This is a genomic window from Microbispora sp. H10885, from assembly GCF_014161415.1.
In the GTDB taxonomy this organism is placed as follows: Bacteria; Actinomycetota; Actinomycetes; order Streptosporangiales; family Streptosporangiaceae; genus Microbispora; species Microbispora triticiradicis.
In genome coordinates, this window is sequence record NZ_JABBWY010000002.1 from 595,015 (window position 1) to 615,429 (window position 20,415).

The window sequence follows — 20,415 nt, forward strand, 5'->3', positions numbered from 1 at the left end:
GTATTACGCATGGTGATCAGTCAGTCGGATGTACCAACCTGGCCGGGTGGCTCTCCATCACCTGCGAGCGCCGCGCGACGGCCTCGGTGATCTGGCGGGCGAGGTCCTGCCCGGTCAGGCCGACGTCGGAGAGGATCTTGGCCCGCTTGGCGTGGTCGAGGAACCGCTGCGGGACGCCGTAGGTCCGCACCGGCACGTCCACGTCGGCGTCGCGCAGCAGGCGCGCCACGGCGTCGCCCACGCCGCCGACCCGGCCGTTGTCCTCCACCACCGCGACCAGCCGGTGCGCCGAGGCGGCGAGCACGAGGGCCTTGTCGAGCGGCTTCACCCAGCGCGGGTCGACCACCGTTGCCGAGATGCCCTGCGCGTCGAGCAGGGTCGCGGCCTCCAGGCAGAGCTCCGCCATCGGGCCGACCGCGACGAGCAGCACGTCGGCGTCCCCGGCGCGCAGCACGTCCATCTCGCCGAGCTTGCCGACCGCGTCGACGTCCGCGGGCAGCGCGCCCTTGGGGAAGCGGACCACCGTCGGGCCGTCCTCGATCCTGACCGCCTCGGCCAGCAGTTCGCGCAGCCGCGCGCCGTCGCGGGGGGCGGCGACCGACAGCCCGGGAACGACCTGGAGGAGTGACAGATCCCACATGCCGTTGTGGCTCGGCCCGTCGTCGCCGGTCACCCCGGCCCGGTCGAGCACGACCGTGACCGGCTGCCGGTGCAGCGCCACGTCCATCAGAAGCTGGTCGAAGGCCCGGTTGAGGAAGGTCGCGTAGACCGCGACCACCGGGTGGAGACCGCCGAACGCGAGCCCGGCGGCGCTGGTGAGGGCGTGCTGCTCGGCGATGCCCACGTCGTAGATCCGATCCGGGTACGCCTCGGCGAACGCCGCCAGGCCGGTGGGGTGGAGCATCGCCGCGGTGATCGCGACGACGTCCTTCCGCTCCGCGCCGATCTTCACCATCTCGTCGCCGAAGACGTTGGTCCAGCTGTGCGGCCGGGGCCGCTCCTCGCCGGTCTCGACGTCGAAGGGCTGCGGCGAGTGGAAGCAGTCCTCGTCGTGGTTCTCCGCGTGCGCGTAGCCGTTCCCCTTGCGGGTGAGCACGTGCACGATGACGGGCCCGCGGAAGCCCCGGGCGCGGCGCAGGGCCGCCTCCACGGCGCCCTCGTCGTGGCCGTCGATCGGGCCGACGTACTTCAGCCCGAGGTCCTCGAACATGGCCTGCGGGGTCAGGATGTCCTTCAGGCCCTTCTTCATGCCGTGCAGCGTGTCGTACAGCGGCGTGCCGACCACCGGGACCCGGCCGAGGTTGTTCTTCACGAGCTCCAGCACGTGCTCGTACCCCTGGGTCATCCGCAGGGACGACAGGTGCGAGGCGAGGCCGCCGATCGTCGGCGAGTAGGAGCGGCCGTTGTCGTTGACCACGATGATCAGCGGCAGGTCCTTGCGCCCGGCGATGTTGTTCAGCGCCTCCCAGGCCATCCCGCCGGTCAGCGCGCCGTCGCCGATCAGCGCCACCACCGTGCGGTCGGTCTCGCCGCCCAGCACGAACGCCTTGGCGAGCCCGTCGGCGTACGACAGGACGGTGGAGGCGTGGGAGTTCTCGATGAAGTCGTGCTCGGACTCGGCCCGGCTGGGATACCCCGACAGGCCGCCCTCCTGCCGCAGGGTGCCGAACCGCTCGGCCCGGCCGGTCAGCAGCTTGTGCACGTACGACTGGTGGCCGGTGTCGAACAGGATGGGGTCGCGGGGCGAGTCGAAGACCCGGTGGAGGGCGATGGTCAGCTCGACCACCCCCAGGTTGGGGCCGAGGTGGCCGGCGGTCTTCGCGACCGTGGAGACCAGCACGTCGCGAATCTCCTCCGCCAGCGCGGGCAGCTGCCCGGCCTCGAGGCGCTTCACGTCGAGCGGGTCCTTGATCGTCTCCAGAATCCCCACCGTGCATCCTTCCCGCTCGCCATCGAACGGATCGAGTCTAGTTCGACGGAGGCCGGGTGTTACCAGGGGTCGCACTGAACCTCCACAGACCTTCTCCGTAACGACATCTATTCCGCTTTACCCGTCGCCGCCTCCTGCCCTACTCTCATGATCTCGCGAGGGAGTCCGCTTTGAGGCGTTCGAGCCCCTCGCCACCTTTTTCTGACCCTGTTTCTCTGTCCGCTGGGGATGCCCACTCATGATTCGCATAAGCCTCCGTGCTGCCGCCGTCGCGGCCACGGCGGCGGCCACCGTCCTCTCCCTCGCCGGCACGGCGGGCGCGTCCCCGGGCAAGGCCGCCCGGCCCATGCCCAGGGGCCAGGCCGCGCTGACTGCCAACCCCCTGTACAAGACGGGCGAGTTCGACTTCCCCGAGTGCTCGGAGCTGTCCCGCCGCCCCGACGACCTGGACACCTACCGGGTCTACCTCGACCACCTGCTCGACTGCCTCAACAAGTCGTGGGCCGAGGAGTTCCGGCAGGCCGGGCTGAGGTTCTCCCCGCCGAAGGTGCGCTACATCACCAAGAGCGTGCCGACGGGCTGCGGCAAGTACCCGGCGGGCTACGCCGCGGGCATGTACTGCCCCAAGAACGACACCATGTGGATCCTGCTGTACAAGTCGCAGCTGTCCGACCCGACCGAGTTCAACCTGTTCACGGTCATCGCCCACGAGTACGGCCACTACGCGCAGGACCGCGCCGGCATCCTGCCGGAGGTCTACCGGCGCTACCGCACGGTGAGCAAGAAGCGGGCCTACGACCTCACCCGCCGCGTGGAGCTCCAGGCCGAGTGCTTCTCCGGCGCCTTCATCGGCAGCGTGTGGCACTCCCTCGGCCGCGACGAGTTCGACTTCGAGGAGCAGCTCGACTGGATCACCGGCGACGCCGCGCACGGCAAGGCCCGGAGCATCCGTTACTGGCTCAAGCGCGGCTGGATCGGCAACGGCCCGAAGGCGTGCGACACCTTCAGCGCCCCCGCCCGTACGACCGCTTGACGGTTCCGCCCCGCGGTTCCGCCTGACGGTCCCCGTCAGGCGGGGCCGAGACGCGACAGCGCCTCCAGGGGGTCGGCGAGCACCTGCGTGAAGGCCAGCTCGGCGGCCCCCATCAGCGTCGCGTCGTCGCCCAGCGCCGTGGTGCGCAGCCGCAGCCGCTCCCGCGCCGCCGACAGCGTCCCGGTGGCGATCCGGCTGCGCACCTGGGCCGCCGAGCCGAGGTAGATCTCCCTGAGGATGCCGCCGAAGACGACCATCTCGGGGTTGAAGACGTTCACGAGGTTGGCGACGCCGAGGCCGAGCCAGCCGCCCACGTGGGCGAGGGCCTCCTGGGCCCGCACGTCGCCCCGGTCCGCCGCGTCGACCACAGCCCGCACCGCGTCCCTGCCGATCATCTCGCCGTACCGGCCGGCGTGCTCCATCAGGGCGGGCTCCCCCACCTCGGCCTCCAGGCAGCCGCGGGAGCCGCAGCCGCACCGGCGGCCGTCGGGGTTGACCACCATGTGGCCCACCTCGCCGCCGTACCCGCCGTGCCCGCCGAGAAGCTGGCCGTTCACGATGATGCCGCCGCCGATGCCCACGTCTCCGTGCAGGTAGACCAGGTCGCGGCAGCCGATCCCGATCCCGCGGGTGTGCTCCGCGAGCGCGCCGAGGTTCGCCTCGTTGCCCACCGCCACCGGCATGCCGAGCGCGAGGCGCCGGGTCAGCTCCTCCCGCAGCGGCGTCTCCACGGCGCCGATGTTCGGCCCGAGCCTGACCACGCCGTCGGAGCGGCGGACCACGCCGGAGACCCCCGCGGCCGCGCCGACGCAGATCGTGTCCTCCCGCGTCCTGCGCCGCATCTGCCGGGCGAAGCCCGCCAGGGTGCCCGTGACCTGCGCCAGGTCGAAGGGCCCGCGCTCCCGCCTGGTCTCGCGGCGGTCGAGGATCACGCCGCCGAGGCCGATGCGGGCGGCGGCCAGCCGGTCCACCCCCACGTCGAAGGCGAGCACGTAGACGCGGGCCGTCTCCGGGCGGACGACCAGGGACGGCCGCCCCGCCCTTCCGGTGTCCCTGGGCAGTTCCTCCCGGACGAGCCCGGCCGCCGTGAGGTCGGCCGTCAGGGCCATGATGGTGCTGCGGTTGAGCCCCATCAGCGAGGTCAGCTCGGCCCGCGAGGTGGGCCCTCCCACGTGGACGTGCCGCAGCAGCGTCCCGAGGTTGTGCTTGCGGATCTCCTCCTGTGAGGGACCTGCGCGCATCATCGGAACGGCCTCGGACTTCCGTGGGGGGTGGGGGTCAGAGGCCCGGAAGGCCTCTGGGACTTGATCGGAGAGCGGAGCCCGCCCTGTCAGCGGCCGGTGGCCGCCGAGCGTTTGCGGGACAGCGCGTCCACACCCGCGGCGAGCAGCAGCACCGAGCCGGTCACGACGAACTTGACGCCGGCGCTGTAGCCCATCAGGCCCATGCCGTTCTCGATCACCGCGACCACCGCGCCGCCGAGCACCGCGTCGAGCGCCCGGCCCTTGCCGCCGAAGAGGCTGGTGCCGCCGATGACGGCCGCGCCCACCGCGAACAGCAGCACGTTGCTGCCGCCCGTGTTGGGGTCGACCGAGTTGGCCCGGGACGCCGCGATGATGCCGCCGATCGAGGCCATGAAGGAGCAGATGACGAAGGCGGAGATGCGGATGCGGTCCACGTTGATGCCGGCCCGGCGGGCGGCCTCGGCGTTGCCGCCGACGGCGTAGATGTGCCGGCCGTACGCCGTGCGCCGCAGCACGAAGGTCCAGATGATCAGCAGGATGACGATCAGCGGGACGACGATCGGCACGCCCTTGAGCGACACGATGGCCGTGCGGCTGCGCTCCAGGTTGAGCATGTACACCGCGGCGCCCGCGATGACGGCGAGCGCCGCGACGCGGGCGGCGATCACCGCCATGGGCGCGGCGACCAGGCCGCGCGCGGCCCGGCGGCGCGCCTGCACGAACTGGATCGCGGCGTAGGCGGCGACGCCCACTGCGGTGGCGATCCAGCCGGCGGCCGGCGGCACGTTCTTGTTGGCGATCGCGAGGATCGTCTCGTCCCGGATCGAGATGTTGGTGCCGTTCTTCACCAGCAGCAGGACGACGCCCTGAAAGGCGAGGAACGCCGCCAGCGTGACCACGAAGGACGGGATGCCGAGCTTGGCCACCAGCGACCCGAGGACCAGGCCGATGACCGCGCCGGTGACCATCGCGGTCAGCACCGCGAGGTACCAGGGCCAGCCCTGGAAGGTCAGCAGCACGGCGAGCACCGCCGCGCAGACGCCGCTCGCGAAGCCGGCGGACAGGTCGATCTCGCCGAGGAGCAGCACGAAGATCAGGCCCATGGCGATGACGGCGACCGCCGCGCCCTGGGTGAACAGGTTGGCGAAGTTCAGCGCCGACAGGAACGACGGCCGCAGGACCGAGAAGACCACGCACAGGATGATGAGACCGAAGACGGCGGGGAGCGCGCCCAGCTCACCGCCGCGCACCCGCTCGACGTAACCCCTGACGTGCGTGCCGATCGCGGAGTCGGCGTTCTCCTGCTTGGGGAGCGTTTCGGTTGTCATGATGCCGCTCCGATGCCGTTCCCGATGCCGAGCTCCCCGCTGCGCCCGGAGGTGATGAGTTCCACGACCTGCGAGTGGGTCACCTCGGAGGCCTTCACCTGGGCCGCCATCCGTCCCAGGTAGAGCGCCGCGATCCGGTCGGACACGGCGAAGACGTCGTTCATGTTGTGCGAGATGAGCACCACCGCGAGGCCCTTGTCGGCCAGGCGGCGGACCAGCTCCAGCACCTGGGCGGTCTGCGCCACGCCGAGGGCGGCGGTCGGCTCGTCGAGGATGACGACCTTGCTGTTCCACAGCACGGCCTTGGCGATGGCCACCGTCTGCCGCTGGCCGCCCGAGAGGCTGGAGACGTGCTGGCGCAGCGACTTCACGGTGCGCACCGAGAGCCCGGCCAGGGTCTTGGCCGCCATCTCCTCCATCGTGTCCTCGTCCAGGACGAGCCCGCTCTTGCGCTCGCGGCCCAGGAACATGTTCTGCACGATGTCGAGGTTGTCGCAGAGGGCGAGGTCCTGGTAGACGATCTCGACGCCGAGCTCCGCGGCGTCCCTGGGCCCGCTCACGTGGACCCGCTCGCCCTCGAAGAGGTACTCGCCCGAATCGATCGGGTGGATTCCGCCGATGCACTTGACCAGCGTTGACTTGCCGGCGCCGTTGTCGCCGACCAGTGCGGTCACCTCTCCCGGATGGACCGAGAAGGCGACGTCGTGAAGGACCTGCACGGGGCCGAAGCTCTTGTTGATGCCGCGCAGTTCCAGGATCGGTCCCTGGGACACGATGGGCTTCTCCGTAGATCTATGGGCCGGTACGGCGCCGTCCTCGGGGCCGCCTCTCGCCGCTCCGAGCGGTGCGGGGCGCCCTGGAAGGGGCGCCCCGCACGGTGCTCGTCGCGGCTCAGCCGGTCACCCCTGGGGGGTTCGCGCCGCCGTACGCACCCGGTGGGTGGGGTGGGTTAGCTGATACCGGCCTCTTTGCACTTGTCGGCGAAGTCGCCGGTGCACAGCTCGTCCTTGGTGACGAAGCCGTCGGCGACGACGTCCTTGACGTTGTCGAAGTAGATGGCCTGCGGGTCCAGCAGCACCGACGGCACGTCCCGGTTGCCCTCCGGGTCCTTGACGGAGCCGCTCACCGAGGGCTGCTCACCCTTGGCGAGGCCGATGGCCAGCTGGGAGGCGGCGTCGGCCTCCTTCTTGATGGCCTTGTAGACCGTCATGCACTGGTCGCCGGCGAGGATGTTCTGCAGGCCCTGCACGGTGGCGTCCTGGCCGGTGACCGGGACCTTGCCGTTGAGGTTCTGCTTCTTCAGCACCGAGATCGCGGCGTTGCCGAGACCGTCGTTGGCGGACAGGACACCGGCGATCTTCGGCTCCTGGGTCAGCATCTGCTCGAAGATCGTGCCGGCCTGGGTGTTGTCCCAGTCCGGAACCGACTGGTCCGGGCCCTTCTTGTAGTCGCCCGAGTCGTACTTCGGCTTGAGGACGCTGTCGTAGCCCTCCTTGAACAGGGTGGCGTTGTTGTCGGTCGGCGAGCCGTTCAGCTCCGCGATGATCGGCTTGTCGGCCTTCTTGTCGGTCAGGCACTTGACCAGGCCCTCGCCCTGCAGCTGGCCGACCTTGTTGTTGTCGAACGACACGTAGTAGGCCGCGCTGCCGCCCAGCGTGAGGCGGTCGTAGTCGATCGTGGCGACGCCCTGCGACTTGGCCTTGTCGAGCACGGCCTTGCCGGTGCCGCTGTCGAGGTTGACGATCATCAGAACGGTGGCGCCGTTGGTGATCATCTGGTCGGCGATCGTCTGGAAGGCGGACTTGTCGCCCTGCGCGTTCTGGATGTCGTACTGGACACCCGCCGTCTTGAACGCCTCCTCCAGGTACTTGCGGTCGGCGGTCTCCCACCGGGCGGACGACTTGCTGTCCGGGAGGATGACGCCGATCTTGCCGGCCTTGGCGTTGTCCGCGGCGGAGGGCGCGGCGCTGCTGCCGCTCTGGGCGGAGGTGTCACCGCTCTCGCCCCCGCAGGCGGTGAGACCGAGGGTGAGCGCCGCGGCGGCGGCGCCGATGCTGAGGATCCCCTTGCGCATGATGCGTGGGTCCTTTCTCTGACTGGGGGTCTATGAGGGGGTGCGGCCGAGCCCGCGCCTTCCCGACGTCTTCGCAGATCCTTCGGGGTCGAGGCGCTCCGGCCACCCGGTACGGCAGTGGCCGGGTCACGGCGTTCACCGCTCCAGGGAATGTTGTTTGAGACAACGTAAGCCCAAAGCCCAGGTGGTGAAAGACACAGGACGGTAACGTTTGTTGCCTGCGGTAACAATCAAGAAACGTGGGATCAACACACGAAGGCGTCCGCCCGCCCGGCCGGAGCCGGTCGGACGGACGCCGGTCGAACGGTGACGTGGTGCGCTTCCAGAACCGGGGTGCCTGCCGGAGACATGGGATCTATCCGGCAAGCGGACAGTACGAACCGCCCCTTCCACCGTCAAGCACCGGCACCGCCGCCGAGCCGGGCGTGGCGGCAGGCCCGCGGACACGGCGGCGGGAGCCGTGGAACGCACGTCTCCCGCCTAAATAGCACATGCGTGCTCAAGCCTCATCCCGACGATGTGTCATACACACGTTTCATGGGATGACTAGGTCTACTGCTCAGTCCTTCAGGCCGTAGACCCGGGCCGCCGTGCCCCGGAAGACAGCCTCGCGCTCGGCGTCCGGCAGCCCGGCCTCCGCGAGCAGCGCCGAGACGGTCTCGGACCAGCGGGAAAGGGAGCCGGCGAGGAGGCAGACCGGCCAGTCGGAGCCGAACATCAGGCGGCCGGGGCCGAACGCGTCGAGCGCCACGTCGACGTACGGCCGCAGGGCGGCGGCGTCCCAGTCGTCCCAGACCGCCTCGGTGATCAGGCCGGAGAGCTTGGCCGTCACGTTGGGCTCGGCGGCGAGCTCGCGGACGAGCCCCGCCCAGGGCTCGACCTCTCCGGTCGCGACCGGGGGTTTCGCCAGGTGGTCCAGGACGAAGTTCAGCTCCGGCAGGGCGCGCACGGTCTCGATCGCGGCGGGCAGCTGGTGCGGCACGACGAGCAGGTCGTAGACGAGCCCGGCCGCCGCCACCTCCCGCAGCCCGGCGCGCACGTCGTCCCTGGCGAGCCAGCGCGGGTCGGGTTCGCCCTGCACCAGGTGGCGGATCCCGCGCAGCAGGCCGCCGCCGGGCGAGGCGGCCAGGGCGGCGAGCTCGGCGGCGAGATCGGGCCGGGTCAGGTCGGCCCATCCCACCACCCCGGCGACGGTCGGCGAGTCCGCCGCCAGCGCCAGGAACTCGCGCGTCTCCTCGGCGTCGGGCAGGACCTGCACGAGCACGGACCGGCCGACGCCCGCCCCGGCCGCGGCCGAGTCGTAGTCGGCGACGGTGAAGTCGCGGTGGATCGGAGCCATCTGCGGCGGCTCCAGCCAGGTCTGGGGGCGCCGGGACAGATCCCACAGGTGGTGGTGGGCGTCGATCCGTGCGGCGGCGGATGTCTCAGAAGAAGTCACAGGAGGAGTCACAGTGCGTCGTAGGCCTCTCGTGCCAGTTCCCTCAGTGGTCTGCCGGTGGCCTCGGCCAGCGCGGCGAGGTCGTCGTACTCGGGCTTGACCCCCCACGGCCCGTGCTTCATCCGCACGTCCCGGCCGTGCAGGCGCACGGTCTCGAAGTGCCGGGGCAGCGCGACCTTCTCGACCACGCTGCGCCGCAGGCCCAGGCTCCCCGTCTCCGCGAGGACCAGGTTCTGCAGCTCGCCGGCCAGCTCGGGGGGCGTGAGCACGTGCAGGACGTGGGCGGGGCGGCCCTTCTTCATCACGGCGGGCGTGACCCACGCGTCGGCCGCGCCCGCCGCCAGGGCGCGCTCGACGACGTGCCCGAGCACCTCGCCCGTCACGTCGTCGAGGTTCGTCGACAGGACGACCTGGCGGCCGGGCCCGGTCACCGCCTCCGCCTCGGCCACGGGCTCGCCGAGCATGGCGACGGTGACGTTGGGCCGGTCGGGCAGCACGCGCCCGCCCGCGCCGTACCCGGTGGCGCGCAGGACCATCTCCGGAGCCGGGCCGTACGTCGTGCCCGCGGCGCCCAGCAGGGCCGCGCCGGTCGGGGTGACCGCCTCCCCCGCCTCCCCGCCCCGCACCCGCGCCCCCTTCAGGAGGGCGAGCGTGGCGGGGGCCGGGACGGGCAGCACGCCGTGACGTGTGCGGACGACTCCGGCGCCCAGGGGCAGCGGCGCGCAGTGAACACGCGTCACGCGCAGGTCGCGCAGCGCCGCCGCGCAGCCGACGATGTCGACCAGCGTGTCGTGTCCGCCGAGCTCGTGCAGGTGCACCTCGGCGACCGGCTCGCCGTGCAGCGCGGCCTCGGCCTCGGCGATCGCGGTCAGCGCGGCCTCCGCGACGGGCAGCCCGGTGCGGGCCGCCATCGCGAGCAGTTCGGCGGCGCGGCGCTCGGTGGCGTCGTCGTCCACCGTCACCAGCGCCCGGGTGGCGGTAAGCGCGCCGGTGCGCACCCGCTCGGCGTCGAGCCGCCAGCCGGTCAGGCCGGTCTCGGCGACCGCCTGCCGTACGGCGTCGAGCGAGGCGCCGGCGTCGAGCAGCGCGCCGAGCAGCATGTCGCCCGCGAGTCCGGTGAACGGGTTCAGGTAGAGGATCATCGGGGCTCCTCGCCCGCCGGAGACGCCTTCGCCGGGGAGGCCCTCCTGGTCAGCCGGTACGCGGCGAGGGCGGCGCCGAAGCCGGAGTCGATGTTCACCACGGTCAGCCCGGCGGCACAGGAGGTGAGCATGGCCAGCAGGGCCGTCACGCCCTCCAGCGCGGCGCCGTACCCGGTCGAGGTGGGCACCGCGATCACCGGCGTCTCGACGAGACCGCCGACGACGCTGGCGAGCGCGCCCTCCATGCCGGCGACGACGATCACACTGTCGGCCGCGCGCAGGTCACCGGCCGCGGCGAGCACCCGGTGCAGCCCGGCCACCCCGACGTCCCTGATCAGGGTGGTCCGCAGACCCAGCGCGGAGGCGACGGCCGCCGCCTCGGCCGCGACCGGGCCGTCCGCCGTACCCGCCGTGACCACCGCCACCGTGTGCGCGACCGGCGGCGCGGGCCGCCAGACCAGCAGCCGGGCGCCGGGGTCGTACGCGCCGCCCGGGACGTGCTCGCGCACCTCGGCGGCGGGGCCGGGTTCGACCCGCGTCACCAGGACCGGCCCGGTGTTCCGGGCGAGCAGCGCGGTGACGATCCCGGCGATCTCGCTCACCCGCTTGCCCGGGCCGTACACGATCTCGGGCAGCCCCTGCCGCGCCTCGCGGCCGAGGTCCACCCGGGCGTAGCCGAGGTCGAGTGCCTCACTCATGCCGGTACGACGTACCCGATGGTCAGCAGGAGGTTGGCGTAGAGCCGGTCGTCGCCGGTCGCCACCGCGAACGCGACGTCCGGCTCCTTCGCGGCCTCGTAGAAGCCGAACCTGGGCAGGACCTGGATCGGCAGGGAGGGGCCGAGCAGCTCGCGGTAGCGGGCGAACACGCCGGGCTCGCCCCCCTCGTCGGGCCGCATCGCGTGCACGGCCTCCAGCGGTACGGCGTCCACCAGGAGTTCCAGGACGTCGTCCACGCGGACCAGCCCGGGGCGCAGGTTGAGGTGGATCACCGGGGCGCCCGTACGCACGTTGGTGGCGTGGGCGTAGTTCGCGTCGGCGAGCAGCACGCGCGAGCCGTGCCCGGTCGCCGCGAGCGCGGCCAGCAGCGGCGGGTGGATCAGGGGATAGCGGAGCACGCTCACTCTCCCGCGAGGTAGGGGATCGTCATCGGCCCCTCCGGCAGCACGCACACCCGCCCCGGCAGGGCCCGCACGGTGGCGGCGATGTCCTCGGTCCGCTCCAGGTGGGCGGCGGCCAGGTCGGCGTCGCCGAGACGAGCCGTGTGCATGATCACCCGGGCCTGCCGCTGGATGCGCGCCTGGATCTGCACCTGCCACTGGTCGGGGATGGTCTCGGTGCGGCGGGAGATCTCCTCGAACAGCGCGTCGGGCGAGGCCGCGGAGGTGAGCACCTCGCGGTAGGAGCCGTGGTCGGGGAACCCGTCCCGGCACTCGGCCGCGCAGATGATCGTCCCGCCGGGCCGGACGACCTGGGCGGCGGCGCTCATGCCCTTCACCGACTGGTAGAGGTTCTGGTCCAGCGGGAAACCGGCGTTGGTCGTGACCACCACGTCGAACGGCTCGGCGACCGGCCGCATCGCGGCGGCGCGGGCCGCGGCCGTGGCGGCGGCGTGCATCGGCGCGAGGTCGCCGCCGAACGCCCGGACGATCTTCTGCTCCCGGTTCAGCACGACGTCGAGGGCGAAGGTGACGCCGGTCGCCGCGGCGATCGCGCGGACGTCGTCGTGGACGGGGTTGCCCTCGATGATCCCCCAGGTCGCCCGGGGATCGCCGATGCGGGCCGCGTCGTGCAGGGTGAGCACGGTCTCCAGGGCGGCGAGGCCCGGCGCGACCAGCTTGGGCCCGCCGGAGAACCCGGCGAAGAAGTGCGGCTCCACGAACCCCGTCGTGATCCGCACGTCGGCGTCGGTCCACTCGCGGTTCAGCCAGACCGGCACGTCCTTGCCGTGCCGGCCCATCCACCGCAGCGAGGACGCGTCGCGCGCATCGTGGTTGACGATCCGCACGGCGTCCACGACCTCGTCGCCGAACATCGCGCGCAACTCTTCGGGGGTGTTGCCGCGGTGCGTGCCGGTGGCGACCAGGATCACCACGTCTCCGAGGTCGACCACCCCGTCCAGCTCGTCCAGGATCGCGGGGATCATCAGGTGCCTGGGCTGGGGCCGGGTCCCGTCGCAGGCGGAGATCGCCACCGTCTGGCCGGGGCGCACCCGCTCGCGCAGCGGTGGTCCCGCGACGGGTTCGCGCAGGGCCCGCCGCAGCTCGGCGGTCTCGTCCGGGACGGAGGGCCGGGCCACCGGCGCGATCACCGTGGTCCGGTCGCCGGGGAAGTCGACGGCGAGGCCGTCGGCGCCGTAGGCGAGGTCAACCCGCATGGCCCAGACCTTCGAGATCGTCCCAGAGGGCGTCGGGGATGTCCGCCGCCGCCAGCTCCAGGTCCTCGGTGATCTCCTCCGCGCTGCGCGCGCCGATCAGTACGGTGTCCACGGCCGGGTGCCGGTGCGGGAACCGCAGCGCCGCCGCCGGCAGCGGCACGCCGTACGACTCGCAGACGCGGGCCATCTCACGCGCCCGGTCGAGCACCTCGGGCGGGGCGGCGGCGTAGTCGTAGGTGCCGCCGCCGGCCAGGACGCCGCTGTTGAACACCCCGCCCACGACGACGGCGACGCCGCGCCGCGCGCACTCGGGCAGCAGCTCCTCCTCCGCCGACCGGTCGAGCAGCGTGTAGCGCCCGGCCACGAGGACCACGTCGACGTCCGTCTCCCGGACGAACCGGGTCAGCATCGCGGTCTGGTTCATCCCGGCGCCGATCGCGCCGACGACGCCCTGGTCGCGCAGCTCGGCCAGGGCCGGGAACGCCTCCCCCGCGGCCTGCTCCCAGTGCTCGTCGGGGTCGTGGACGAACACCGCGCCGAAGTGGTCGAGCCCGGTGCGCCGCATGCTGTCCTCCAGCGAGCGCAGCACGCCGTCGCGGCTGTAGTCCCGCACCCGCACGTACTGCGTGCGGCCGGGGAAGCCGTCCTCCTCGCCCTCACCGGGCACCAGGACGCGGCCGACCTTGGTGGAGACCATCGCCTCCCCCGCCCCTCCACCGGGCAGGCCGCGCAGGAAGCGCCCGAGACGCTCCTCGGCGAGACCGGTGCCGTAGTGCGGCGCGGTGTCGAAGTAGCGGATGCCCGCCGCCCACGCGGCGGCCAGGGTGCGCTCGGCCTGCTCCTCGTCCACCTGCGCGAACAGTCCGCCCAGCGGCGCGGTGCCGAGCCCGTACGGCCCGAGGGACACCTTCACGAGCCCACCGGCCGCAGTCGCAGGCCGGCCATGCCGCCGTCCACGGCCAGCTCGGTCCCGGCGGTCGACCCCGCCCTCGGGCTGGCGAGGTACGCGACGGCGTGGGCGACCTCCTGCGCCGTCACCAGCCGGCCGTGCGGCTGGCGGGCGGCCAGCGCGGCCCGTTCTGCGGCCGGGTCGGGGGCGGCGTCCAGCAGCCGCCCGACCCAGGGGGTGTCGACGGTGCCGGGGTTCACGCAGTTGACGCGGATGCCCTCGCGGATGTGGTCGGCCGCCATCGCGCGGGTCAGCGCGAGCACCGCCCCCTTGGACGCGGAGTACAGCGCCCGTTGCGGCAGCCCCGCGGTGGCGGCGATCGAGCAGGTGTTGACGATCGCCGCGTGCGGGGACTCCCGCAGGTGCGGCAGGGCCGCCCGGGTGACGCGGGCGATCCCGACGACGTTGAGATCGAACACCCGCAGCCATTCGGCGTCGTCGTTGTCGGCGACGGTGCCCGCCGCGCCGATGCCCGCGTTGTTCACCAGCACGTCGATCCGGCCGTACCGCTCGGCCACCGCCGCGACCGCCCGCCGTACGGAGGCGTCGTCGGTCACGTCGCACGTGAACTCGGTGTCCTTGAGGTCCAGCACCGCGACCCGGGCGCCCCGCGCGGTCAGCTCCTCGGCGACCGCCCTGCCGATGCCCGAGGCGCCGCCGGTGACCACCGCCACCAGCCCCTCGAACTCGCTCATGCCTGCCCCATCCGCTGGCGCTGCCGGCCGAGTCCGTCGACCTCCACCTCGACCACGTCACCCTCCCGCAGGTAGGCCTGCGGGCCGCGGCCGAGCGCCACGCCGGCGGGGGTGCCGGTGTTCACCACGTCGCCGGGGTCCAGCACCATGAACTGGCTGAGGTACCAGATCACGTGGTGCACGCCGAAGATCTGGTTCTTGGTGTTGCCGTTCTGGCGCTGCTCGCCGTTCACCCACAGCCGCAGGCCGAGGGCCTGGGGGTCGCCGACCTCGTCGGGCGTCACCAGCCATGGGCCGAGGGGGTTGAAAGTTTCACACGACTTGCCCTTGTCCCACTGGCCGCCGCGCTCGTTCTGGAACTCCCGCTCGGAGACGTCGTTGGAGATCGCGTACCCGGCGATCAGACCGGCGGCCTCCTCCGGGGAGGACAGGTAGCGGGCGGTGCCCCCGAGGACGACGGCCAGCTCGACCTCGTAGTCGGTCTTCACGCTGAGGCGGGGCACCAGGACCTCGTCGTCGGGGCCGACGACGGTGTTGGACGCCTTCATGAAGACCACGGGCTCGGCCGGGAGGGCGGCTCCGGTCTCCTCGGCGTGGTCGGAGTAGTTCAGGCCGATGCAGACGACCTTCCCCGGCCGAGCCACCGGCGCTCCGACCCGCTCGTACGGCTCCGCCTCGGGCAGCGTGCCCTCCGCGAGGGCCGTCCGCACCCGGTCGACGCCTCCTCCCGCGAGGAACGCGCCGTCGATGTCCTTCGTCAGTGACGACAGGTCCAGCACCCGGTCGCCGGGGCCCATGACACAGGGCCGCTCAGAACCCGGCGGACCCACCCGCAACAGCTTCACGATCCGTCTACTCCGACTGGTTCACAGGGGCAAGTGTGGTGCCGAGCCTGTCAGATTCATCGGGTTGAAGTAAAGCCGTTTGGTGGGATATTTGCCGACTTACTTGACCTCAGGTGGGCGTGACCATACTGTTCGAATCACATTCATCGGATCATTTGGAGTTCGCCCATGCCGACGATCACCTCGGTGAACGTGATCGACATCAGGTTCCCGACCTCCGCGACGCTCGACGGGTCGGACGCCATGAACCCGGACGGCGACTACTCCGCGGCGTACGTCGTGTTGCAGACCGACGGCGACCTCGCCGGATACGGCCTGACTTTCACCATCGGACGGGGCAACGACCTGTGCGTGGCCGCCGCGCGGCAGATCGGAGCACGGCTGACCGGCTGCGACGTCGACGAGCTGGCCGGGAACCTCGGCGGCCTCTACCGCCAGATCATGTCCGACAGCCAGATGCGCTGGCTGGGCCCGGAGAAGGGGGTGGTGCACCTGTCCGCGGCGGCCGTGCTGAACGCCGCCTGGGACCTCGCCGCCCGCCGGGCCGGCAAGCCGTTGTGGCGGTTCGTGGCGGACATGACGCCCGAGGAGCTGGTCGCCGCCTGTGACTTCCGCTACCTGTCCGACGTGCTGACCCCGGACGAGGCCGTCGAGATGCTGGCCCGGCTCGCCCCCACCCGGGAGGAGCGGATCGCCGAGCTCGCCGCGCACGGATACCCCGCCTACACCACGACACCCGGCTGGCTCGGCTACGACGACGACAAGCTGCGCCGCCTGTGCCGCGAGGCGGTCGCCGACGGCTGGACCCACGTCAAGCTCAAGGTCGGCGCCGACGTGGAGGACGACGTACGCCGCCTGGCGATCGCCCGCGAGGAGATCGGCGACCTGACCCTCATGATGGACGCCAACCAGGTGTGGGACGTGCCCCAGGCCATCGAGTGGGTGAACCGGCTGGCGCCGTACGAGCCGCTGTGGATCGAGGAGCCGACCAGCCCCGACGACGTGCTCGGCCACGCGGCCATCCGGAAGGCGATCGCGCCCGTCGGCGTGGCCACCGGGGAACACGCGCACAACCGGGTCATGTTCAAGCAGCTCCTGCAGGCCGGGGCGATCGACTTCTGCCAGATCGACTCGTGCCGGCTCGCGTCGGTCAACGAAATCGTCCCCATCCTGCTGATGGCGGCCAAGTTCGGCGTGCCCGTCTGCCCGCACGCGGGCGGGGTCGGCCTGTGCGAGCTGGTCCAGCACATGTCGGTCGTCGACTACGTCTGCGTGAGCGGCAGCCTGGAGGGGCGCGTCCTGGAGTACGTCGACCACCTGCACGAGCACTTCGTCGATCCGGTCCGCATCGAGCGGGGCCGCTACCGGCTGCCCGACGCGCCCGGGTACAACGCCCGCATGTACGACGAGTCCGTCGCCGCCTACCGCTACCCTGACGGGCACCGCTGGGGAGGCTGACGTGGAGGCGCCGATGACTGACCGCCCGGCCGGCGTGGACGACCCGGCCGACGACCCGGCGGACCACACGGCCGACGGAGCCGCCGACGACGCCCTGGAGCGGCTGACGGCCCGGCTGCGCCGGGAGGACGCGCTCGTCGTCGCCTACTCCGGCGGCGCCGACTCGGCGCTGCTCGCCTTCGCCGCCGCCCGGGTGCTCGGGCGGCGGGCCCTCGCCGTCACCGCCGTCTCCCCCAGCCTGGCCGCCTCCGAGCGGGCCGCGGCCCGCGCGTTCGCGCGGCGCCACGGCCTGGCCCATCTGGAGGTGTGCACCGACGAGGCCGAGCGGCCCGAGTACGCCGCCAACGGCGCCGACCGCTGCTACCACTGCAAGTCGGCGCTGTTCGACGCGCTGGGGCCGCTGGCGGCGGCGATGGGCGCCCGGGTCGCCCTCGGCACGAACCTCGACGACCTCGGCGACCACCGCCCGGGGCAGCGGGCCGCGGCCGAGCGCGGAGCCATCGCGCCGCTGGTGGACGCCGGGCTGACCAAGGCCGGAGTGCGCCTGGTCAGCCGTACGCTCGGGCTGGTCACCGCGGACAAGCCCGCCGCGCCGTGCCTGGCCTCGCGGGTGAGTTACGGCGATCCGGTCACGCCGGAGGTGCTGGCCAGGGTCGAGGCCGCCGAGGCCGCGCTGCGCGGCCTCGGCTTCCCGGTGTGCCGGGTGCGCGCGCACGCGGGCGGCACGCTCGCCCGGGTCGAGGTGCCGCGGGACGAGATCCCGCGCGTGACCGAGGCGCGCGAGCGCGTCGACGCCGCCGTACGCGGCGCCGGCTTCACCTTCTGCTCGCTGGATCTCTCAGGTTTCGCGTCCGGGCGGCTGAACGCCCTGCTCCCGCTGCTCCCCTCCTGAGGGTCCTGTGGTGGGCGCGGTGGTGGGCCCAGTGGCGGGCGCGGTGGCGACCACGCGGGTGCGGGCTCCGTCGAGGGCGAGCCGGAAGACCGGCGCGATCGTCCCGCCGAAGGCGGCCCGCGCCTCGGCGGCCCCGGCCCGCAGGGGGTCCGCGCCGCCGCCGACGGACCGGTAGTTGACGAAGCTCACGACGCGGAGATCGGGCAGCACCAGCCAGGCGTATGCCTGGTCGGGCTCCTCCGGGGGATTGGCGGCCACCAGCCCCGACCCGTTGAGCGGCGCGTACGGCCCGGTCAGGCGGGGCGCGACGAAGCCGTAGAGCCCGGTGGGCGCGCTTCCCGGCGGGTGGAACGAGTGCCGCTGGGTCGAGAAGAACAGGTAGTACGACGAGTCGCGGACCACCACGTGCGGCCGTTCGATCTCGTGGTTGACGCCGTCGGCCACGAGAAGGGGGGGCAGCAGCGACCAGCCGCCGTCCCGCGCTTCGGCGAGGGCCACCGCGCCCATGTAGCCGCCGTCTCCGTCGTCCGCAGCCGCTCCGCCCGCGGGCGCCGCGGCGGATCCCGCCCCGGACGCCGCCACGGACGCCGCCACGGACGCCGCGACGAGGAGGTACTCACGCCCGTCGGCCGGGTCGCGGAACCAGCCCGGGTCGCGGAAGGCCCTGATCCGCCCGGGTCCCCCGTCGATCTCGTCGGCCGGCAGGTAGGCCCGGCCGTCCGACCGGAGGACCTCCCGGTGCCCGGCGGCCCGGTCGAGCAGGACGCGGCCGCCTTCGGCGACGACCACGGCGGGCCGGGTCTCGACGACGCTCTGGAGGAACGTCGGGCGTGCCTCGCCCCGCCGCCCGGCCGCCGTGTAGAAGACCGACACGGTGCCGTCGGGGCGGCGGACCGCCGATCCGGACCACTCGCGGCTGCCCGGCGAGGCGCCGTCGGCGAACGCGGGCCCGAGGTCGTGCCAGCCGTCGCCGTCCCTGGCGAGCAGCCGGATCCGGGCGTGGTCGTGACGCTCCTCCGGATGACCGGCGGCGGGCGCGGAGAGGGCCATCCACAGCTCGCGGCCGAGGACCACGGAGATCGATCCGTCCTCCTCCTGGATCGGCCACAGGTCCCAGACGTCGTCGCCGGGCAGCACACGCGGCGGGGCGGGCGTGTGGGCGGGCGGCGCCGTCGTCTCCGGCGCGAGGGTCAGCGGGCCGGTGGTCAGCAGGTCGAGATGCCGCCGCGTCCAGCGCGCGGGGCCGTCCTCGTTCACGCGGTTCATCCCTTCAGCGAACCCTGAAGCAGAGCCGTGACGAAGCGGCGCTGGAAGATCAGGAAGATGGCGAGTGTGGGGGTCAGGATCAGCAGCGAGCCCGCGCACAGCAGCGGGATGTCGGTCCCCCACTGTCCCTGGAAGGCGCCGAGCGCCCCGGACATCGTCCGTTTCAGCGGGTCGTCGACGAGGACGATGGCCAGCAGGAACTGGTTCCAGGTCCACAGGAACAGCAGGATGGCGAGGGACGACAGCGCCGGCATGGCCAGCGGCACGTGGATGCGCCAGAAGAGCTGCCAGAGGTTCGCCCCGTCCATCCGCGCGCTCTCGGACAGCTCGTCGGGCATGTTCACGAAGTGCGCCCGCATCCAGAACACCGCGAACGGCATGAACAGCCCGATGAGCGGCAGGATGATGGCCCACCTGGTGTTCAGCAGGCCCATGTCGCGCACCTGGTAGTACAGCGGCGTGATGATGCCCTCGAAGGGGAGCGTCAGCCCGAGCACGAACGTCAGGAACACCACGTTGCGTCCCGGGACGCGGAGGTGGCCGATGGCGAAGCCCGCCAGCGTCGCGAGGAGCAGCGCGACGGGCACCACGCCGAGGACGATGAGCGTGCTCGACTTCACCAGTTCGCCCATCCGCGCGGCCTGGAAGGCCGTGACGAAGTTGCCCCAGTGCGGGTCGGAGGGCCAGTCGAGACCGGACGGGTAGCTGCCGGGGGGATGCAGGGCCGTGACGAACAGGCTGGCGAACGGCATGAGCGTGGCCGCCATCAGCAGGACGAGCAGCGCCCTCCCGCTCCACGTCTCACCGCGTCCGACGATCATGAGGTTCTGTCCTTCGTGAGCCACTGGATGGGAATGGCGACGACGATGACGAGCACCATGAGCACGACGGCGAGAGCGGAGGCCGTGCCCACCTGCCGTTCGGAGAAGGCGAGGTAGTAGATCTCCAGCCCGGGGACCATCGTCGCGTTCCCCGGGCCTCCCTGGGTCGCGACGTACACGATGTCGAAGCTCGCCAGGGCCGCGATCACGGTCACCGTGACGCAGACGCCGATCTCCTGCCGCAGGCTCGGCACCGTGATCGAGACGAACTCGCGGACCGGCCCGGCGCCGTCCATCCGGGCCGCCTCGTACAGCGCCGGATCGATCTTGCTCATCCCGGACAGGAGCAGGATCGTGCACAGGCCGAGGAGCACCCACGCGCCGATCACGCCGACCGCCGGCAGGGCGGTGGAGAAGTCGCCCAGCCAGGCGCGCGTCACGCCGCCGAGACCGATGTGCGACAGCAGCTGGTTGACCAGGCCGGTGGACGACAGCAGCCAGCTCCACGTGATGCCCGCCGCGACGAGCGGGATGACCTGCGGCAGGAACAGGACCGTCCGGGCGACCAGCGCGAGCCGGCTCGCCGCGATCCGCCGGATCGTCGAGGCGATCACGAGGCCGAGCACGACGGGGATCAGGCTGAAGAAGACGATCAGCTTGACCGCGTTGAGGATGGTCGCGAACAGGTCGGGGTCGGTGAACACCTTCCCGTAGTTGCCGAGCCCGACCCAGGTGGACGAGCCGATGCCGTCCCAGCGGTACACCGAGTACTGGAAGGTGAGGACGATCGGCCGCAGCACGAAGACCGCGTAGACGGCCAGCGCCGGAGCGACGAACAGCCAGCCGACCCAGCTCGGGGTGCGGAGCCCCGCCGCGCGGGCGGGGCCCGGTCTTCTCGTCTTCGGAGTCCGCCGTGCCATCGGC

General features: G+C 72.3%; 19 protein-coding genes. 3 read left to right on the plus strand and 16 right to left on the minus strand.

Annotated features, from left to right (window positions below; translation table 11 throughout):
- Window positions 1–16 precede the first annotated feature (16 nt).
- Window positions 17–1,930 (minus strand): 1-deoxy-D-xylulose-5-phosphate synthase, encoded by a 1,914-nt coding sequence (dxs, locus tag HHX37_RS07615; protein ID WP_182880034.1) that lies wholly within the window; start codon window positions 1,928–1,930, stop codon window positions 17–19.
- A gap of 238 nt (window positions 1,931–2,168) precedes the next feature.
- Here dxs and HHX37_RS07620 point away from each other — a divergent pair, with 238 nt between their 5' ends.
- Complete coding sequence (locus HHX37_RS07620; protein WP_138459985.1) at window positions 2,169–2,963, plus strand: neutral zinc metallopeptidase; 795 nt, start codon at window positions 2,169–2,171, stop codon at window positions 2,961–2,963.
- Between the two features lie 35 nt (window positions 2,964–2,998).
- Here the strand turns inward: HHX37_RS07620 and HHX37_RS07625 are convergent, their stop codons facing one another.
- The 12 genes from HHX37_RS07625 to HHX37_RS07680 form a co-directional block, all read right to left on the minus strand.
- Window positions 2,999–4,204, minus strand: a complete 1,206-nt coding sequence (locus tag HHX37_RS07625) for an ROK family transcriptional regulator (RefSeq protein ID WP_182885069.1) — start codon at window positions 4,202–4,204, stop codon at window positions 2,999–3,001.
- 89 nt (window positions 4,205–4,293) lie between these two features.
- Window positions 4,294–5,535, minus strand: a complete 1,242-nt coding sequence (locus HHX37_RS07630; RefSeq protein ID WP_111698042.1) for a sugar ABC transporter permease — start codon at window positions 5,533–5,535, stop codon at window positions 4,294–4,296.
- Window positions 5,532–6,308 carry an ATP-binding cassette domain-containing protein gene (locus HHX37_RS07635; RefSeq protein ID WP_182880033.1) on the minus strand — a complete coding sequence of 259 codons (777 nt, stop codon included), beginning with the start codon at window positions 6,306–6,308 and terminating at the stop codon, window positions 5,532–5,534. The genes HHX37_RS07630 and HHX37_RS07635 overlap by 4 nt, the downstream gene beginning before the upstream one ends.
- Before the next feature lie 176 nt (window positions 6,309–6,484).
- Window positions 6,485–7,609 (minus strand): sugar ABC transporter substrate-binding protein, encoded by a 1,125-nt coding sequence (locus HHX37_RS07640; RefSeq protein WP_182874261.1) that lies wholly within the window; start codon window positions 7,607–7,609, stop codon window positions 6,485–6,487.
- Between the two features lie 559 nt (window positions 7,610–8,168).
- Window positions 8,169–9,047, minus strand: a complete 879-nt coding sequence (locus HHX37_RS07645; RefSeq protein ID WP_310740296.1) for an amidohydrolase family protein — start codon at window positions 9,045–9,047, stop codon at window positions 8,169–8,171.
- 8 nt (window positions 9,048–9,055) lie between these two features.
- On the minus strand, window positions 9,056–10,189 hold the full coding sequence (gene larC / locus HHX37_RS07650; RefSeq protein WP_182884937.1) for a nickel pincer cofactor biosynthesis protein LarC: 1,134 nt from the start codon (window positions 10,187–10,189) through the stop codon (window positions 9,056–9,058).
- The gene (gene larB / locus HHX37_RS07655) at window positions 10,186–10,887 is read right to left on the minus strand and encodes a nickel pincer cofactor biosynthesis protein LarB (protein WP_111698046.1); all 702 of its coding nucleotides are present in this window, start codon (window positions 10,885–10,887) and stop codon (window positions 10,186–10,188) included. The genes larC and larB overlap by 4 nt, the downstream gene beginning before the upstream one ends.
- Entirely contained in the window at window positions 10,884–11,306 is a 423-nt protein-coding gene (locus tag HHX37_RS07660) for an RbsD/FucU family protein (RefSeq protein ID WP_182884938.1), read from the minus strand. Before HHX37_RS07660 ends, larB begins: the two co-directional genes overlap by 4 nt.
- 2 nt (window positions 11,307–11,308) lie before the next feature.
- On the minus strand, window positions 11,309–12,565 hold the full coding sequence (gene larA, locus HHX37_RS07665) for a nickel-dependent lactate racemase (protein ID WP_182884939.1): 1,257 nt from the start codon (window positions 12,563–12,565) through the stop codon (window positions 11,309–11,311).
- Window positions 12,555–13,478 carry an aldo/keto reductase gene (locus HHX37_RS07670; protein WP_310740297.1) on the minus strand — a complete coding sequence of 308 codons (924 nt, stop codon included), beginning with the start codon at window positions 13,476–13,478 and terminating at the stop codon, window positions 12,555–12,557. The genes larA and HHX37_RS07670 overlap by 11 nt, the downstream gene beginning before the upstream one ends.
- On the minus strand, window positions 13,475–14,209 hold the full coding sequence (locus tag HHX37_RS07675) for an SDR family NAD(P)-dependent oxidoreductase (protein WP_111698050.1): 735 nt from the start codon (window positions 14,207–14,209) through the stop codon (window positions 13,475–13,477). Before HHX37_RS07675 ends, HHX37_RS07670 begins: the two co-directional genes overlap by 4 nt.
- Entirely contained in the window at window positions 14,206–15,054 is an 849-nt protein-coding gene (locus tag HHX37_RS07680; protein ID WP_111698051.1) for a fumarylacetoacetate hydrolase family protein, read from the minus strand. The genes HHX37_RS07675 and HHX37_RS07680 overlap by 4 nt, the downstream gene beginning before the upstream one ends.
- 168 nt (window positions 15,055–15,222) lie before the next feature.
- On the opposite strand from HHX37_RS07680, the gene HHX37_RS07685 reads away from it, so the two are divergent.
- Complete coding sequence (locus HHX37_RS07685) at window positions 15,223–16,512, plus strand: L-fuconate dehydratase (RefSeq protein WP_182880026.1); 1,290 nt, start codon at window positions 15,223–15,225, stop codon at window positions 16,510–16,512.
- Window positions 16,513–16,525: 13 nt separating this feature from the next.
- On the plus strand, window positions 16,526–17,404 hold the full coding sequence (larE, locus tag HHX37_RS07690) for an ATP-dependent sacrificial sulfur transferase LarE (RefSeq protein ID WP_182884940.1): 879 nt from the start codon (window positions 16,526–16,528) through the stop codon (window positions 17,402–17,404).
- Here larE and HHX37_RS07695 read toward each other — a convergent pair.
- Genes HHX37_RS07695 through HHX37_RS07705 form a run of 3 tightly spaced genes read right to left on the minus strand, consistent with a single transcriptional unit; the run spans window position 17,351 to window position 20,411 of the window.
- A complete protein-coding gene (locus HHX37_RS07695) occupies window positions 17,351–18,661 on the minus strand; it encodes a glycoside hydrolase family 68 protein (RefSeq protein ID WP_220502653.1) in 1,311 nt (436 codons plus the stop codon). The genes larE and HHX37_RS07695 overlap by 54 nt on opposite strands.
- Window positions 18,662–18,666: 5 nt before the next feature.
- Window positions 18,667–19,491, minus strand: coding sequence for a carbohydrate ABC transporter permease (locus HHX37_RS07700; RefSeq protein WP_182880023.1), 825 nt, complete (start codon window positions 19,489–19,491; stop codon window positions 18,667–18,669).
- Window positions 19,488–20,411 (minus strand): carbohydrate ABC transporter permease, encoded by a 924-nt coding sequence (locus HHX37_RS07705; RefSeq protein WP_182880022.1) that lies wholly within the window; start codon window positions 20,409–20,411, stop codon window positions 19,488–19,490. Before HHX37_RS07705 ends, HHX37_RS07700 begins: the two co-directional genes overlap by 4 nt.
- Window positions 20,412–20,415 lie beyond the last annotated feature (4 nt).